General features: G+C 45.8%; 4 protein-coding genes. 3 read left to right on the top strand and 1 reads right to left on the bottom strand.

Going from position 1 to position 18,773, the window contains the following annotated elements:
• The first annotated feature begins 88 nt into the window (after positions 1-88).
• The 3 genes from ACK1I8_RS06015 to ACK1I8_RS06025 all read left to right on the top strand — a co-directional run bounded on the left by ACK1I8_RS06015 (position 89) and on the right by ACK1I8_RS06025 (position 18,514).
• Complete coding sequence (locus ACK1I8_RS06015; RefSeq protein WP_412468435.1) at positions 89-16,768, top strand: PKD-like domain-containing protein; 16,680 nt, start codon at positions 89-91, stop codon at positions 16,766-16,768.
• 14 nt (positions 16,769-16,782) lie between these two features.
• On the top strand, positions 16,783-17,757 hold the full coding sequence (locus ACK1I8_RS06020; protein ID WP_412468436.1) for a type IX secretion system membrane protein PorP/SprF: 975 nt from the start codon (positions 16,783-16,785) through the stop codon (positions 17,755-17,757).
• A gap of 109 nt (positions 17,758-17,866) precedes the next feature.
• The gene (locus ACK1I8_RS06025) at positions 17,867-18,514 is read left to right on the top strand and encodes a response regulator transcription factor (protein ID WP_293788285.1); all 648 of its coding nucleotides are present in this window, start codon (positions 17,867-17,869) and stop codon (positions 18,512-18,514) included.
• 28 nt (positions 18,515-18,542) lie between these two features.
• Here ACK1I8_RS06025 and ACK1I8_RS06030 read toward each other — a convergent pair whose 3' ends face one another.
• The gene (locus tag ACK1I8_RS06030; RefSeq protein ID WP_412468437.1) at positions 18,543-18,746 is read right to left on the bottom strand and encodes a hypothetical protein; all 204 of its coding nucleotides are present in this window, start codon (positions 18,744-18,746) and stop codon (positions 18,543-18,545) included.
• Positions 18,747-18,773 lie beyond the last annotated feature (27 nt).

The following is an 18,773-nucleotide window of genomic DNA, read 5'->3' on the forward strand; positions in this document are numbered from 1 at the left end:
TGTTTTAAAAACCCTGCTTTTTAGTGGATATATGACCATTGGACCAACAAAATTTAAGTAATAATTACCCAATATCCCATAGTGGAAAATGAATAACTTTACACAGCTCCTCTTCTCAGGTTACCTCAAACAAAACTATCTCAAATTAACAGCCCTGTTGTTATTTTTGATATTTTCAGCGTTTTCAGTTCATGCTCAGACTTACAAAACACATTATATTGCTCCGGCTCCATGGCAGTATTGGAGTAACGCGAACGAAATTGTTGTATCTACCAATACTGCGGGTACCACCGCTACGGTAAAGAAGAGTGATGGTACATTGATTACCACTTTAAATCCTACACCCGGTAATCCGGCAGTTTACAGGTTTGCTGGAGATCCGATAGGGCTTTCAAAAAATAGCATCAACACCGTGTTAAATGCTGCTGGAATTATTGTAACGGGAGATAATCCCATCGCAGTTAATGTGCGAAACATTGCTTCAGATAACATTCCGGTAGGAAATTATAACGAGGTAAACGACCAGTATATTAAAGGAAATGCCTCGCTATTTAGTTTTGGAGATGCAGCTATCGGTAATAACTTTAGAGTAGGATATTATCGGGATGGGGATTTGAACACCGTTGCGTCTAATGTTTCAACGGTTAGGCCGGTTTATAGCGTAATGGCTATTGAGAACAATACTACGGTTAAACTGAACGGTGTTGCCATTACCACCTTAAATGCTGGCCAGAGTTATATCTTGCAGGCTGCAATGGGTAGTTTGGTGGAAACATCTGGCCCGGCAGTAATGAATACAGGTATAAATGTTGATGCGCCTGAAGCCTGTGGTGATGGTGCCTATAATCCCGTTCCACCGGTAAGCTCGCTGGGAAGTGATTATGTGGTAATCAGGGGGAGAGGTAATAAAACAGCTGAGCAAACAACCGTAATTGCCACTGAGGCTAATACGAACGTATCGGTCATGAATTTTGACCATAACGGTGTTCTTCAAACAACCAATAATTATAATCTCATTGCAGCAGGGAGTTTTATTACTTTTCCAAATGGTATTTCGACCGGAAATGGGACTGGAAATGTTCAGGTAGGTGACCCATTTTCGGGATCAAGAATTGTAGCTACAAAAAATGTTGTAGCGTATTCTGGAACCGCCGACCAATGTGAGGTTGATATTGCTACGCTGTCACCTTTAAATTCTTGCGGAGGCTCATTAAAGGCTGAGACATCAAAATTCAGATCCAATGGCTCAGCAGACCTGCCTTATTTTGCTTACTTGGTTACTAAAAGTCCCACAGATAAAGTCTATATCACAACCACTGGTGGTAATCCGGTTTATACCAACACCGATATTGAAACCATTAGTGGAATAAGTGCGCGTAGGCAGTTGGGAAGCACAGGAGCTTACGCCATTAATTTTAACAATAGTAACATTGGTAATCCAGATTCTTACTTTATTACCAGCAACAGCAGGATAACGGTTGCCATGGTGCAATCGGGTAGCAATTTTTCGATGTCGAACTTTCTGACGCCCTTTCCGGAGAAAACTTTAAGACCGACATCCATAATAGAAAATTGTGCATCTGCTTTATTGAGTGCCGATCCGAGCAGTGTTGCCCCTTTCAAATGGTATTTTAATGGTGTTGAAATTCCTGGTGAGACTTCATCAACCTATCACGCTCCGTTATCTGGCTCATACACCGTTACTTCAATGTTAGAATGTGGCGTGAGTTCGCAATCACTACCGGTAACACTTGCTTTGTGTAATATTGATCTGATACTGAATAAAAGCGTTGATAATCCAACACCTGCAAAAGGGTCGACGGTTACTTTTACGGTTACGGTGAAGAATTCGGATATAGCTTCCGGAGCTGTGACAGGTACCGGTAATGCTATCGGTGTGTCAGCTACCGATATTCTGCCTTCAGGATATACCTATGTTTCGAATACCACAACTGCCGGAACAACATACGATCCAACGACAGGTTTATGGTCAATTGGAAATATGGCTGCTGGTCAGATGGTAACATTAACCATAAAAGCTATTGTAAAGAGCTCAGGCAATTATAATAATACGGCTACGGTGACCGGTCCTCAAGCTGATCCCGTATTGTCGAATAATACAGCATCAGCAAGTGTTGTTCCGGCTGGTATCACATTGACGTCGGCAGCAGGAACAGACGCACAATCGATTTGTGTAGGCAGTAATTCCAGTGTGATTACCTATCTCATTACTGGAACACCGACTGTATCGGTTACTGGTTTACCTGCGGGTTTAAGTTTTAATTCCAGTACTTCTAATGGCAATACCATTTTAACCATTAACGGTGGTACATTGTCAACAGCGGGAAGCTACAATTATACGATAAAAGCAACTTATGCTTCTTCTACCATTACCACTACACTTGGATCGGTAACGGTTATTCCTCCGGCCTCAAACCCATTATTTGCAGCAAACTTAAGTTCTACACGTTGCCAGGGGGCTGGTGTAGAAAGTTATATTGCCACGGCAACCAATACTACAGGTATCACCTATAGTATCAGTCCGGCTAATTCGGGCGTTATTGATGCAGCAACCGGAACCGTAACCTGGTCTGCCAACTATAATGGTACAGCAACCATAACAGCCGTAGCAGCTAGTCCTTGTGGAAGTAGAAGTGCAAATTATACGGTAACTATTAACCCAACTGGAACCATTTCTGGATCAGGAACGGTATGTTCGGGATCTAACGGGACCCTCACTTTGACAGGTGCACCTGCAACTATTGTACGTTGGGAATCCTCAACCGATAATATCAACTGGACACAGATTACTAATACCACTACGACTTTAAGTTACTCTAACATTCAGGCAACTACTATTTACCGTGCAATTGTCTCTGGTAATGGTTGTACCAACGCCATTTCTGGAACCGCAACCATAACGGTAACGCCGCGTCCGGTAATTGCCAACCAAACATATTATATCTGCAAAAATGGTAGCTTTAGCTTTAACCCGGTTTATGCACCCAATGGAACAACTTACACCTGGTCGGCTCCTTCACTGTCATCATCAAATATTACTGGCGGAACAGCTGGCACAGGTCAGTCTGCAGTAAATCAAACCTTAAACAACACGGGTACAACGTTGCAAACAGCAATATATACAGTTACCCCAACCTATGCATCATGCGCAGGGAATACTTTTACTATTACGGTTTATGTGGTGCCTACACTAACAGGCTCCGCAACCGGAACAACCGTTTGTTCATCTTCAGCATTTAGTGTTACACCAAATAGCAATGTAAATGGAACAACCTACACCTGGACAGCGGCGCTGATAACTGGAACTGCTTCAGGCTTTTCGGACCAATCTACAGCTGTAGCAGGCCCGATTTCTCAAACCTTATTAAATACTTCCGGAGCTGATGCAACTGTACGTTACACTGTAACGCCGATCTATAATGGCTGTAGCGGTGCAACTTTTAGTTTCAATGTTATTGTAAAAACGGCAATTCCTGCACCAACAGCAAGCAACCAGACATTCTGCGAGATTTCTAATGCTAAGGTTGCGAACCTGGTTACTACCTCAGGAAGTAATATTAGATGGTATAATACATTGACTGGTGGAACGGCTTTGGCACCTACCAGCTCCTTGACAAGCGGTAACTATTATGCGAGCCAAACAAATGCTGATGGCTGTGAAAGTGGTCGTACGCAGATTACGGTAAGCATCACCGCCACTCCTGCACCTACATCAGCTAACCAGACTTTTTGCGAAATTGCCAATGCAACGGTTGCGAATTTAACAGCAAGCGGAACCGGGATCAAATGGTATAGCACTTCAACAGGTGGAACGGCCCTGCCATCGACCACCGCGTTAACCAGCGGAACATATTATGCGAGCCAGACCGTTAACGGATGCGAAAGTGCAAGTCGAGCGCAGATTACGGTAAGCATCACCGCTACTCCTGCACCTACATCAGCTAACCAGACTTTTTGCGAAATTGCCAATGCAACGGTTGCGAATTTAACAGCAAGCGGAACCGGGATCAAATGGTATAGCACTTCAACAGGTGGAACGGCCCTGCCATCGACCACCGCGTTAACCAGCGGAACATATTATGCGAGCCAGACCGTTAACGGATGCGAAAGTGCAAGTCGAGCGCAGATTACGGTAAGCATCACCGCTACTCCTGCACCTACATCAGCTAACCAGACTTTTTGCGAAATTGCCAATGCAACGGTTGCGAATTTAACAGCAAGCGGAACCGGGATCAAATGGTATAGCACGTCAACAGGTGGAACGGCCCTGGCATCGACCACGGCGTTAACCAGCGGAACATATTATGCGAGCCAGACCGTTAACGGATGCGAAAGTGCAAGTCGAGCGCAGATTACGGTAAGCATCACCGCTACTCCTGCACCTACATCAGCTAACCAGACTTTTTGCGAAATTGCCAATGCAACGGTTGCGAATTTAACAGCGAGCGGAACCGGGATCAAATGGTATAGCACATCAACAGGTGGAACGGCCCTGGCATCGACCACCGCATTATCCAGCGGAACATATTATGCGAGCCAGACCGTTAACGGATGCGAAAGTACAAGTCGAGCGCAGATTACGGTAAGCATCACCGCTACTCCTGCACCTACATCAGCTAACCAGACTTTTTGCGAAATTGCCAATGCGACGGTTGCTAATTTAACGGCAAGCGGAACCGGGATCAAATGGTATAGCATGTCAACAGGTGGAACGGCCCTGGCATCGACCACCGCGTTAACCAGCGGAACATATTATGCGAGCCAGACCGTTAACGGATGCGAAAGTGTAAGTCGTACAGCAGCTGCGGTTACGATTTATCAAACGCCAAAAGGATTTAATGATACTAAAACGCTTAATTGTTTAGGTAATTTTAGCTATAACCTTCAAACTGCAAATATCAATAATACTACAAATGGTGGAAATGCTATTCCCGCTTCATTTATCTGGACCATTAACTCTAATAGCAATGTAACCGGTGCTATAAGTGGATCAGGTAATACTATTAATCAAACTCTGATCAATACCAGCAATGTAGCGCAAACGATAATATACACGGTAACACCAAAAGCTACCATAACAGGGGGCTGCATTGGCAATCCTTTTACCGTTACTGTAAATGTTCCAGTTTGTTTATTAGCTGTAGATGATAACGGTGTCGCCAATTCAGTAACCGGCGGAATAGCGGTAGTAAATGTTTTGGTTAATGACACCTATAATGGGGGAGTATTACAAGCGAATTTAACTAATGTAACGATCACCAACGGTACGAACGACAGCAACGGCAAGGTAAGCCTTGATCCGGCGACGGGCAAGGTGAGCGTAGCTCCAAATACCCCTGCTGGTGTTTACACGCTGACCTATACGATCACCGACAAACTGGATGCTGCCAAAACTTCACTTGCAACGGTAAAAGTAACGGTAGCTTCGGGCCCGATCCTGGCCAAGGACGATGCGGGAACCGCGAACTCGGTAACCGGCGGTACAGCAATCGCAAACGTATTGGCGAACGACAACTATAACGGCACCACGACTGCACCAACTTTAACAGATGTAACGATCACCAACGGTGCGAACGACAGCAACGGCAAGGTAAACCTTGACCCGGCGACGGGCAAGGTGAGCGTAGCTCCAAATACCCCTGCTGGTGTTTACACGTTGACCTATACGATCACCGACAAACTGGATGCTGCTAAAACTTCACTTGCAACGGTAAAAGTAACGGTAGCTTCGGGCTCGATCCTGGCCAAGGACGATGCGGGAACCGCGAACACGGTAACCGGCGGTACAGCAATCGCAAACGTATTGGCGAACGACAACTATAACGGCACCACGACTGCACCAACTTTAACAGATGTAACGATCACCAACGGTGCGAACGACAGCAACGGCAAGGTAAACCTTGACCCGGCGACGGGCAAGGTGAGCGTAGCTCCAAATACCCCTGCTGGTGTTTACACGTTGACCTATACGATCACCGACAAACTGGATGCTGCTAAAACTTCACTTGCAACGGTAAAAGTAACGGTAGCTTCGGGCCCGATCCTGGCCAAGGACGATGCGGGAACCGCGAACACGGTAACCGGCGGTACAGCAATCGCAAACGTATTGGCGAACGACAACTATAACGGCACCACGACTGCACCAACTTTAACAGATGTAACGATCACCAACGGTGCGAACGACAGCAACGGCAAGGTAAACCTTGACCCGGCGACGGGCAAGGTGAGCGTAGCTCCAAATACCCCTGCGGGTGTTTACACGCTGACCTATACGATCACCGACAAACTGGATGCTGCCAAAACTTCACTTGCAACGGTAAAAGTGACGGTGGCTTCGGGCTCGATCCTGGCGAAGGACGATGCGGGAACCGCGAACACGGTAACCGGCGGTACAGCAATCGCGAACGTATTGGCAAACGACAACTATAACGGCACCACGACTGCACCAACTTTAACAGATGTAACGATCACCAACGGTACGAACGACAGCAACGGCAAGGTAAGCCTTGATCCGGTTACGGGCAAGGTGAGCGTAGCTCCAAATACCCCTGCTGGTGTTTACACGTTGACCTATACGATCACCGACAAACTGGATGCTGCTAAAACTTCACTTGCAACGGTAAAAGTGACGGTAGCCTCTGGCGCGCTATTGGCTAAGAATGATGAGGGAACCGCAAACACGGTAACCGGCGGTACAGCAATCGCGAACGTATTGGCAAACGACAACTATAACGGCACCACGACAGCACCAACTTTAACAGATGTAACGATCACCAACGGTGCGAACGACAGCAACGGCAAGGTAAACCTTGATCCGGCTACAGGTGCAATAAATGTCGCTCCAAATACCCCTGCTGGTGTTTACACGCTGACCTATACGATCACCGACAAACTGGATGCTGCTAAAACTTCACTTGCAACGGTAAAAGTGACGGTGGCTTCGGGCTCGATCCTGGCGAAGGACGATGCGGGAACCGCGAACACGGTAACCGGCGGTACAGCAATCGCGAACGTATTGGCAAACGACAACTATAACGGCACCACGACTGCACCAACTTTAACAGATGTAACGATCACCAACGGTGCGAACGACAGCAACGGCAAGGTAAACCTTGATCCGGCTACAGGTGCAATAAATGTCGCTCCGAATACCCCTGCTGGTATTTACACGTTGACCTATACGATCACCGACAAACTGGATGCTGCCAAAACTTCACTTGCAACGGTAAAAGTAACGGTAGCTTCGGGCTCGATCCTGGCGAAGGACGATGCGGGAACCGCGAACTCGGTAACCGGCGGCACGGCGATCGCAAACGTATTGGCAAACGACAACTATAACGGCACCACGACAGCACCAACGTTAACAGATGTAACGATCACCAACGGTACGAACGACAGCAACGGCAAGGTAAACCTTGATCCGGCTACAGGTGCAATAAATGTCGCTCCAAATACCCCTGCGGGTGTTTACACGCTGACCTATACGATCACCGACAAACTGGATGCTGCTAAAACTTCACTTGCAACGGTAAAAGTGACGGTAGCTTCGGGCTCGATCCTGGCGAAGGACGATGCGGGAACCGCGAACACGGTAACCGGCGGCACGGCGATCGCAAACGTATTGGCGAACGACAACTATAACGGCACCGCGACAGCACCAACTTTAACAGATGTAACGATCACCAACGGTACGAACGACAGCAACGGCAAGGTAAGCCTTGATCCGGTTACGGGCAAGGTGAGCGTAGCTCCAAATACCCCTGCTGGTGTTTACACGTTGACCTATACGATCACCGACAAACTGGATGCTGCTAAAACTTCACTTGCAACGGTAAAAGTGACGGTAGCCTCTGGCGCGCTATTGGCTAAGAATGATGAGGGAACCGCAAACACGGTAACCGGCGGTACAGCAATCGCGAACGTATTGGCAAACGACAACTATAACGGCACCACGACAGCACCAACTTTAACAGATGTAACGATCACCAACGGTGCGAACGACAGCAACGGCAAGGTAAACCTTGATCCGGCTACAGGTGCAATAAATGTCGCTCCAAATACCCCTGCTGGTGTTTACACGCTGACCTATACGATCACCGACAAACTGGATGCTGCTAAAACTTCACTTGCAACGGTAAAAGTGACGGTGGCTTCGGGCTCGATCCTGGCGAAGGACGATGCGGGAACCGCGAACACGGTAACCGGCGGTACAGCAATCGCGAACGTATTGGCAAACGACAACTATAACGGCACCACGACTGCACCAACTTTAACAGATGTAACGATCACCAACGGTACGAACGACAGCAACGGCAAGGTAAACCTTGATCCGGCGACGGGCAAGGTGAGCGTAGCTCCAAATACCCCTGCTGGTGTTTACACGCTGACCTATACGATCACCGACAAACTGGATGCTGCTAAAACTTCACTTGCAACGGTAAAAGTAACGGTAGCTTCGGGCGCGATCCTGGCGAAGGACGATGCGGGAACCGCGAATACGGTAACCGGCGGCACGGCAATCGCAAACGTACTGGCGAACGACAACTATAACGGCACCACTACTGCACCAACTTTAACAGATGTAACGATCACCAACGGTACGAACGACAGCAACGGCAAGGTAAGCCTTGATCCGGTTACGGGCAAGGTGAGCGTAGCTCCAAATACCCCTGCTGGTGTTTACACGCTGACCTATACGATCACCGACAAACTGGATGCTGCCAAAACTTCACTTGCAACGGTAAAAGTGACGGTGGCTTCGGGCGCGATCCTGGCCAAGGACGATGAGGGAACCGCGAACACGGTAACCGGCGGTACAGCAATCGCAAACGTATTGGCGAACGACAACTATAACGGCACCACGACAGCACCAACTTTAACAGATGTAACGATCACCAACGGTACGAACGACAGCAACGGCAAGGTAAACCTTGACCCGGCGACGGGCAAGGTGAGCGTAGCTCCAAATACCCCTGCTGGTGTTTACACGTTGACCTATACGATCACCGACAAACTGGATGCTGCCAAAACTTCACTTACAACGGTAAAAGTAACGGTAGCTTCGGGCCCGATCCTGGCCAAGGACGATGCGGGAACCGCGAACTCGGTAACCGGCGGTACAGCAATCGCAAACGTATTGGCGAACGACAACTATAACGGTACCACGACAGCACCAACTTTAACAGATGTAACGATCACCAACGGTACGAACGACAGCAACGGCAAGGTAAACCTTGATCCGGCTACAGGTGCAATAAATGTCGCTCCAAATACCCCGGCTGGTGTTTACACGCTGACCTATACGATCACCGACAAACTGGATGCTGCTAAAACTTCGCTTGCAACGGTAAAAGTGACGGTAGCTTCAGGCTCGATCCTGGCGAAGGACGATGCGGGAACCGCGAACTCGGTAACCGGCGGTACAGCAATCGCAAACGTATTGGCGAACGACAACTATAACGGCACCACGACTGCACCAACTTTAACAGATGTAACGATCACCAACGGTACGAACGACAGCAACGGCAAGGTAAACCTTGATCCGGCTACAGGTGCAATAAATGTCGCTCCGAATACCCCTGCGGGTGTTTACACGCTGACCTATACGATCACCGACAAACTGGATGCTGCTAAAACTTCACTTGCAACGGTAAAAGTGACGGTGGCTTCGGGCTCGATCCTGGCGAAGGACGATGCGGGAACCGCGAACACGGTAACCGGCGGTACAGCAATCGCGAACGTATTGGCAAACGACAACTATAACGGCACCACGACTGCACCAACTTTAACAGATGTAACGATCACCAACGGTACGAACGACAGCAACGGCAAGGTAAACCTTGATCCGGCTACAGGTGCAATAAATGTCGCTCCGAATACCCCTGCTGGTGTTTACACGTTGACCTATACGATCACCGACAAACTGGATGCTGCTAAAACTTCACTTGCAACGGTAAAAGTGACGGTAGCTTCGGGCCCGATCCTGGCGAAGGACGATGCGGGAACCGCGAACACGGTAACCGGCGGTACAGCAATCGCGAACGTATTGGCAAACGACAACTATAACGGCACCACGACTGCACCAACTTTAACAGATGTAACGATCACCAACGGTGCGAACGACAGCAACGGCAAGGTAAACCTTGATCCGGCTACAGGTGCAATAAATGTCGCTCCGAATACCCCTGCGGGTGTTTACACGCTGACCTATACGATCACCGACAAACTGGATGCTGCTAAAACTTCACTTGCAACGGTAAAAGTGACGGTGGCTTCGGGCTCGATCCTGGCGAAGGACGATGCGGGAACCGCGAACACGGTAACCGGCGGTACAGCAATCGCGAACGTATTGGCAAACGACAACTATAACGGCACCACGACTGCACCAACTTTAACAGATGTAACGATCACCAACGGTACGAACGACAGCAACGGCAAGGTAAACCTTGATCCGGCTACAGGTGCAATAAATGTCGCTCCGAATACCCCTGCTGGTGTTTACACGTTGACCTATACGATCACCGACAAACTGGATGCTGCTAAAACTTCACTTGCAACGGTAAAAGTGACGGTAGCTTCGGGCCCGATCCTGGCGAAGGACGATGCGGGAACCGCGAACACGGTAACCGGCGGTACAGCAATCGCGAACGTATTGGCAAACGACAACTATAACGGCACCACGACTGCACCAACTTTAACAGATGTAACGATCACCAACGGTGCGAACGACAGCAACGGCAAGGTAAACCTTGATCCGGCTACAGGTGCAATAAATGTCGCTCCGAATACCCCTGCTGGTGTTTACACGCTGACCTATACGATCACCGACAAACTGGATGCTGCCAAAACTTCACTTGCAACGGTAAAAGTGACGGTAGCTTCGGGCCCGATCCTGGCGAAGGACGATGCGGGAACCGCGAACACGGTAACCGGCGGTACAGCAATCGCAAACGTATTGGCGAACGACAACTATAACGGCACCACGACTGCACCAACGTTAACAGATGTAACGATCACCAACGGCACGAACGACAGCAACGGCAAGGTAAACCTTGATCCGGCTACAGGTGCAATAAATGTCGCTCCGAATACCCCTGCTGGTGTTTACACGCTGACCTATACGATCACCGACAAACTGGATGCTGCTAAAACTTCACTTGCAACGGTAAAAGTGACGGTGGCTTCGGGCTCGATCCTGGCGAAGGACGATGCGGGAACCGCGAACTCGGTAACCGGCGGTACAGCAATCGCGAACGTATTGGCGAACGACAACTATAACGGCACCACGACTGCACCAACTTTAACAGATGTAACGATCACCAACGGTACGAACGACAGCAACGGCAAGGTAAACCTTGATCCGGTTACGGGCAAGGTGAGCGTAGCTCCAAATACCCCTGCTGGTATTTACACGTTGACCTATACGATCACCGACAAACTGGATGCCTCCAAAGTTTCGACCGCAACGGTTAAGGTAAATGTTGCTACAGGAATATTATCGGCTCAGGATGATTCGGGAAATGTAAATGGTTTGCTGGGAGGAGTGGCAGTAAATAACGTCCTTTCTAATGATGGTTATAATGGAACTTCAATAGCTCCTACATTAAACGATGTAAACCTTTCACAGGTTTCAACGACCAACCCTAATGTTACGCTTGATGTAACCAACGGCAAGGTGAACGTTGCGCCGAACACCCCGGCAGGAACGTATACGCTGGTTTACCAGATAGAAGACAAACTGAATCCAGGTCAGACCAAAACGGCTAACGTAACTATCACAGTTGGCGCGCCAGCATTGGCTGTCACCAACGATTCAGGAAATGCTAACGGCTTTACCGGTGGAACGGCAGTTACAAATGTGTTGGACAACGATACCTACAACGGAAGTCCTGTTACACTTAATGAGGTAAACCTTTCACAGGTTTCAACGACCAACCCTAATGTTACGCTTGATGTAACCACTGGCAAGGTAAACGTTGCGCCGAACACCCCGGCAGGAACATATACGCTGGTTTACCAGATAGAAGATAAACTGAACCCTGGTCAGGCCAAAACGGCTAACGTAACTATCACAGTTGGCGCGCCTGCATTGGCTGTTACCAACGATTCAGGAAATGCAAACGGCTTTACCGGTGGAACGGCAGTTACAAATGTGTTGGCTAATGATACCTACAACGGAAGTCCTGTTACACTTAATGAGGTAAACCTTTCACAGGTTTCAACGACCAATCCTAATGTTACGCTTGATGTAACCAACGGCAAGGTGAACGTTGCGCCGAACACCCCGGCAGGAACATATACGCTGGTTTACCAGATAGAAGATAAACTGAACCCGGGTCAGACCAAAACGGGCACCATAACCATTACGGTTGGCGCGCCTGCATTGGCTGTCACCAACGATTCAGGAAATGCAAACGGCTTTACCGGTGGAACGGCAGTTACAAATGTGTTGGCTAACGATACCTATAACGGAAGTCCTGTTACACTTAATGAGGTAAACCTTTCACAGGTTTCAACGACCAATCCTAATGTTACGCTTGATGTAACCAACGGCAAGGTGAACGTTGCGCCGAACACCCCGGCAGGAACATATACGCTGGTTTACCAGATAGAAGACAAACTGAATCCAGGTCAAAGCAAAACGGCTAACGTAACTATCACAGTTGGCGCGCCTGCATTGGCTGTTACCAACGATTCAGGAAATGCAAACGGCTTTACCGGTGGAACGGCAGTTACAAATGTGTTGGCTAACGATACCTACAACGGAAGTCCTGTTACACTTAATGAGGTAAACCTTTCACAGGTTTCAACGACCAACCCTAATGTTACGCTTGATGTAACCACTGGCAAGGTAAACGTTGCGCCGAACACCCCGGCAGGAACATATACGCTGGTTTACCAGATAGAAGATAAACTGAATCCAGGTCAGACTAAAACGGCTAACGTAACTATCACAGTTGGCGCGCCTGCATTGGCTGTCACCAACGATTCAGGAAATGCAAACGGCTTTACCGGTGGAACGGCAGTTACAAATGTGTTGGCTAACGATACCTACAACGGAAGTCCTGTTACACTTAATGAGGTAAACCTTTCACAGGTTTCAACGACCAATCCTAATGTTACGCTTGATGTAACCAACGGCAAGGTGAACGTTGCGCCGAACACCCCGGCAGGAACATATACGCTGGTTTACCAGATAGAAGATAAACTGAACCCTGGTCAAACCAAAACGGGCACCATAACCATTACGGTTGGCACAAATATAATTTTGGCCAAAGACGATACTGGAACGGCAAATGGTTTCATTGGTGGGGTAGCTGTAGATAATATTCTTGTTAACGACAAGTATAATGATGTTTCAACTGCAACACTAGCTACCGTAGTAATCAATCAGGTTTCAACTTCGAATCCGAAAATAAATATTGATGCAGCAACAGGAAAGGTAAATGTTGCAGCAGGAACGCTTCCGGGAGTTTATACATTGACTTATCAAATTACCGATAAATTGAATTTGGCGAAAACGTCAACAGCAATTGTTACGGTAAATATCCCGAATTGGATCACGGATCTGCAGGTAAGTAAAGTTGCCAACGTAACCGGTGTTGAAAACAATGGCAATATCAGCTATACCATCACAATCAAAAACAACGGGCCTGCTACAGTATTAAGCGGAGACTCTATAGGGCTGATAGAAAATCTTCCAGCGGGATTAGATAATGTAAGTTACAGCGCAATTGGCGGAAACTATAATTCAACAGGAAAAACTTTTACGCTTACCACTGATTTACCGGCTGGTCAACAGGTTAGTCTGATCGTTAATGCCCGCGTTGCTTCAACTTATACCGGAGCTGGACTGGTAAATAGTGTAGCATTAAATTCAACTGCTACATCAACAGATCCAGATAATACCAATAATCAATCAACTGTTACAACGCAATTGTTAAAAGGAAAGATTGCTCTTGTCAAAACAAGTGTTTTAAGTGCTGATGGCAATAGTATCACTTATTCTTTCAAGGTTACAAATACTGGCGATGTAGAATTAAATGGTATTATATTAACCGATGCCAAGTTGGGTTTAAATCAAACTTTCCCTAATGTACTGGCAGTAGGTACAAACTTTACCTATAAACAGGTTTATGTATTAACGCAAAGCGATAAAGATGCTGGTTTAGTTACTAATACAGCTTCTGTAACTGCCAAAACTCCGGCTGGAAATACTGTTACAGATGTTTCGGGAACTGATTATTCTAATGATAATCCTACCGTAACACAATTAAGTTTATCGCCTGGTTTTACTTTAACCAAATCTGCTACCAATAGTGCAACTAAGGCCGGCGATGTGATCAGTTACAACATTACCTTCAAAAATACAGGAAATGTAACTTTAACCGATATCGCATTGATTGATGCAAATGCAGATGCCGGCAGTTTAACGCCATCAAATATCGCTTCTGTATTGCCAGGTGCTACTGTAAATATAACGGCTAAGCATACAGTGAAACAAAGTGACGTAAATGCTGGTGGCTTTAGCAATCAGGTAAATGCAAGTGCCAAAGATCCTAAAGGAAATACGATTGTCAAAGTATCTGACGATCCATCAACTCCTGCACCAGATGACGCAACTTTCAGCCCGATCGTAGCCAATCCATCATTAAGATTTACTAAAGCATTTGCTAACGCTGCAGGTGTGGTTAAAGTAATTGAGTACAGTATTCAGGTTACCAATACTGGTAATGTAACGTTGACCGATATTGTGGTAACCGATGACGGGGCCGACGCGGGAAGTATAACACCTGCTATGATCAGTAAACTTGAACCTTCCGAAACTGCTTTAATTATAGCCAGACACACCTTAACACAACCAGAAATTGATAATGGAAGGTTTGTAAATCAGGCTAATTTGGTTGCCGGATATTCGGGTTCAAACAAGTTAAGTAAACTTTCAGACGATCCAAGAACTTTGGCTCCTGATGATGCAACTATATTCCTGATCAAAGAAACACCAGCTCTTACTTTGGTAAAAACAGGTGTTTTAAGTGCTGATGGCAATTCGATTACCTATACTTTTACAGCAAAAAATACAGGTAACGTTACTTTAAATAATTTCAATTTGCTTGATCCAAAAATTTCATCAACGCTTAGTTTCTCACCAGCAAGTATTGCACCTGATGAAACAGCAGTGGCCACGGCAGTTTACACCATTACACAGGCAGAGAAAAATGCAAGCTCTGTAAGAAACACGGCTACACTAACGGCTAAAACGCCGAGTGGAACCCTGGTTTCAGATATTTCAGGAACTGAAGAAGATAATGACTATCCAACCGTTTTGGAACTGCCAAAAATTGTGAGTTCAAAAACAGTTTCCGATGCCAACAACAATGGAAAGGCCGAATCAAATGAGGTTTTAACCTATAGTATAACGGTTAATAATAACGGAAATACAGCTAGGAAAGGGGTAAAGATTATAGATGCAATTCCGGTTAATACCACTTATCTCAATGCAAGTGCAGACCAGGGTGGAGTACTGGCGGGCAATACATTAAATTGGAATAATTTAACTATTCCGGCTAACGGACAGGTAAAGGTTAGCTTTAAAGTAACTGTTAATGCCGTTATTCCTTCAGGTGTATTAAGTATTGATAATACCGCCACCGTAACTGATCCTGCAAATATTTTAACGCCATTAAATCCATCTGTATCAATTCCAACTGATGGAATGTTGGAAGGTAGTAAATCAGTTACTGATAATAAGGGCAATAAAGACGGCAAAGCACAGGCCAACGAAATTTTAACTTATTCGCTTCAGGTTAAAAATACAGGTGGCTCTGCATTAAATGGTGTAACCATCACTGATGAACTTCCTGCAGGCTTAACCTATGTTCCGAATTCAGTTTCCGGTTATGGTACTGTTACAGGCAATACTTTAAAATGGAAGATTAACATGCAGGCCAACTCAAGTACAGTATTTACTTTTGATGTGAAAGTTGCACCTGATGTAAACAGCTACAATACCATAAAAAATGTGGCTGTAATGACGAGTGCAACAGGAACAACGATTATGCCGGAAGCACTTATCAATGTAGATAAATCAGCTGATTTAGTTGTTACAAAAGAGTTGCTAACCAAAACTGATATTAAAACCGGTGATGATGTAACCTATAAAATTACGGTAACCAATAAAGGACCTAATAGGGCAACGGGAATTATCATTACGGATAAACTTTCGACAATTATTGATGCACCTAAAGAAATTACGGTTACTATAGGTACAACAAGTTATACAACTAGCAGCAGAGATTTTGTATGGTTGATTGAAAGTTTAGATTTAAATCAGAGCGCAACGCTAACCTTTAAGTCGAGAACCTTGGCTGCCGGCCCGTTAAATAACACGGCAACTGTAAAAGCAGATCAGCCAGATCCGGTATCAAATAATAATATGGTAAAGGCAGATGCAGCTATTATAACAGGTAGCGATTTATTGATTCCGAACCTGTTTACACCAAATGGGGATGGCATAAATGATACGTTCGAGATTAACGGACTGGCTGAATTTGCAGAGAACGACATTACCATTGTTAACAGATGGGGTAATGAGGTGTTCCGTGCCAAAGGTTACCAGAATAACTGGACGGGTGAAGGTTTGAATGAAGGAACCTATTATTACCTATTACGCGCCAGAAAGGGAGGAAGTAATGAATGGAAAGTATTTAAAGGTTATATTACCCTAATCAGGGCATTTAAAAATTAATGGTGAAGAAAGGTATGATGAAGAAACTAATCGTATTACTGGCAGGTTCATTTTTGTTGCTTAGCCATTTGGCATCCGCCCAGCAGGATGCACAGTATAGCCAATACATGTTCAACGGGATATACATCAATCCCGCTTATGCCGGTTATAAAGAAGTACTGAACGTGCACAGCTTTTACCGGAGCCAGTGGACAGGCATTACCGGTGCACCGAGAAGCATGTCGCTGGCCGTTGATGCCATTGCCAACAGCGGCAACGTGGGCTTGGCCCTTCAGGTGGCAAGCGATAAACTGGGTGCGCAGACCAACCTGAGCATTTACGGCAACTATGCTTACCGGATCAGGATGAACGATGACGGGAGTTCGAGGTTGGCACTGGGGCTAGGTGTGGGGATGGTACAGTTGGGCATAGACGGCTCGCTGTTAAATCCGAACAACCCCGAACCGAACCAGCCTGTAGGCATGCAGAGTACCATCGTTCCCGATGCCAGGGCAGGGATATATTTTGCCAACGATAATTATTATGCTGGTTTCTCGGCCGATAACCTGATTGCCACCTATATCAATATCGACCGTTATGCCTTTATTCCACAGCCTAAACCGCATTATTACCTTACCGCCGGCGCATTGTTCCCGCTTTCAGAAGATTTTCAGGTTAAGCCCTCTTTTCTGTTGAAAGACGACCGTGGGGGACCAACGAGTTTGGATCTGAATGCCTTTTTAATGATCAAGGATTTTATCTGGGTTGGCGGTTCGTACCGCACCGGGGTAAAGTTGTATGATAAAAGCTATCTTCAGCGCGATCTAACGCCGCGTAACTCTGCTGTAGCTGCCATACAGATTTTTCCTTCTGAAAAGCTCCGGATCGGTTATGGCTACGATTTTTCAATCGGCCCGTTGCAGGGTTACAGCGGCGGAACGCACGAGATTTCCATCGCTTATTCGTTTATAAAACAAAATATAAGATTGGCAACACCAAGGGTGTTTTAACAGAATTTTTATTTTATGTATAATAATATTTACACTTTTTATCGAAAAATTAACTACAATTGCGTAGAAAAAATAACTTTTTACTAACTTGCATAATATCCTTAATATAATGAAAACAAAAAATACTGTAAGCACTTTTACAGTGCTCATTGCCGATGATCACGAGATCATTCGACGTGGTTTAAAAGGTTTAATATCAGACTTTTGGCCTGGTGTTGAAATCATTCATGCCTCTACTTTAGAACAAGCACTTGTAGAGGTAGAAAAATCACCGAGCTTAATCATCATTGATGTAAACTTGCCAGGAGGTAACAACCTTAAGGTAATCGATCAGATTAAATTGGTTCAACCCAATGCTAAAATCCTTGTATTTTCTTCTTTAAATGAAAATATCTATGCCGTACCTTATTTAAAATCTGGTGCTTCCGGTTACTTAACCAAAAATGCCGAAGAATCAGAAATTGTAACTGCAATTACTACAATCCTTGCCGGCAGCCGCTATTCGAGCAGAAATGTTAAAGAAAACATGTTCAACAGTATATTGGGTAATGATGCAGACAATCCTTTCACTAAACTTTCTGGCAGAGAACTTGAAGTAGCAGAGCTATTAACAAAAGGTATTGGTGTATTGGAAATTTCCAATCAGTTAAATCTTCAAATGGGTACGGTAAGTACATATAAATTGAGACTTTTTCAAAAGCTCAAAATAAAAAGTATTATAGAACTGGCTGAAAAGATGAGTATCTACGAAAGATAAAAAGAGTGTAATACTCTTTTTATCTTTTCTACGCTTTTTCGTTTTTATTTACAGTGCCAGGTCCACTTTCTCCAGATTCATTCGGCGACGAGCCAGCCTGGCCAAATTTATCTGAAGCGCCCTCTCCATTCTGATCAAAAGAAGCTTTTCCTTTTGAACTTCCTTTTTCTTCTTGGCTTTCTTTCTCTTGTCGCTCTTTTTCAGCAGCGTTTTTTTTGTCTTTAGTTTCCATAATAATGATGTCCTTAGTTAATCAACA

Source organism: Pedobacter sp. KLB.chiD (assembly GCF_047040275.1).
Classification (GTDB): domain Bacteria; phylum Bacteroidota; class Bacteroidia; order Sphingobacteriales; family Sphingobacteriaceae; genus Pedobacter.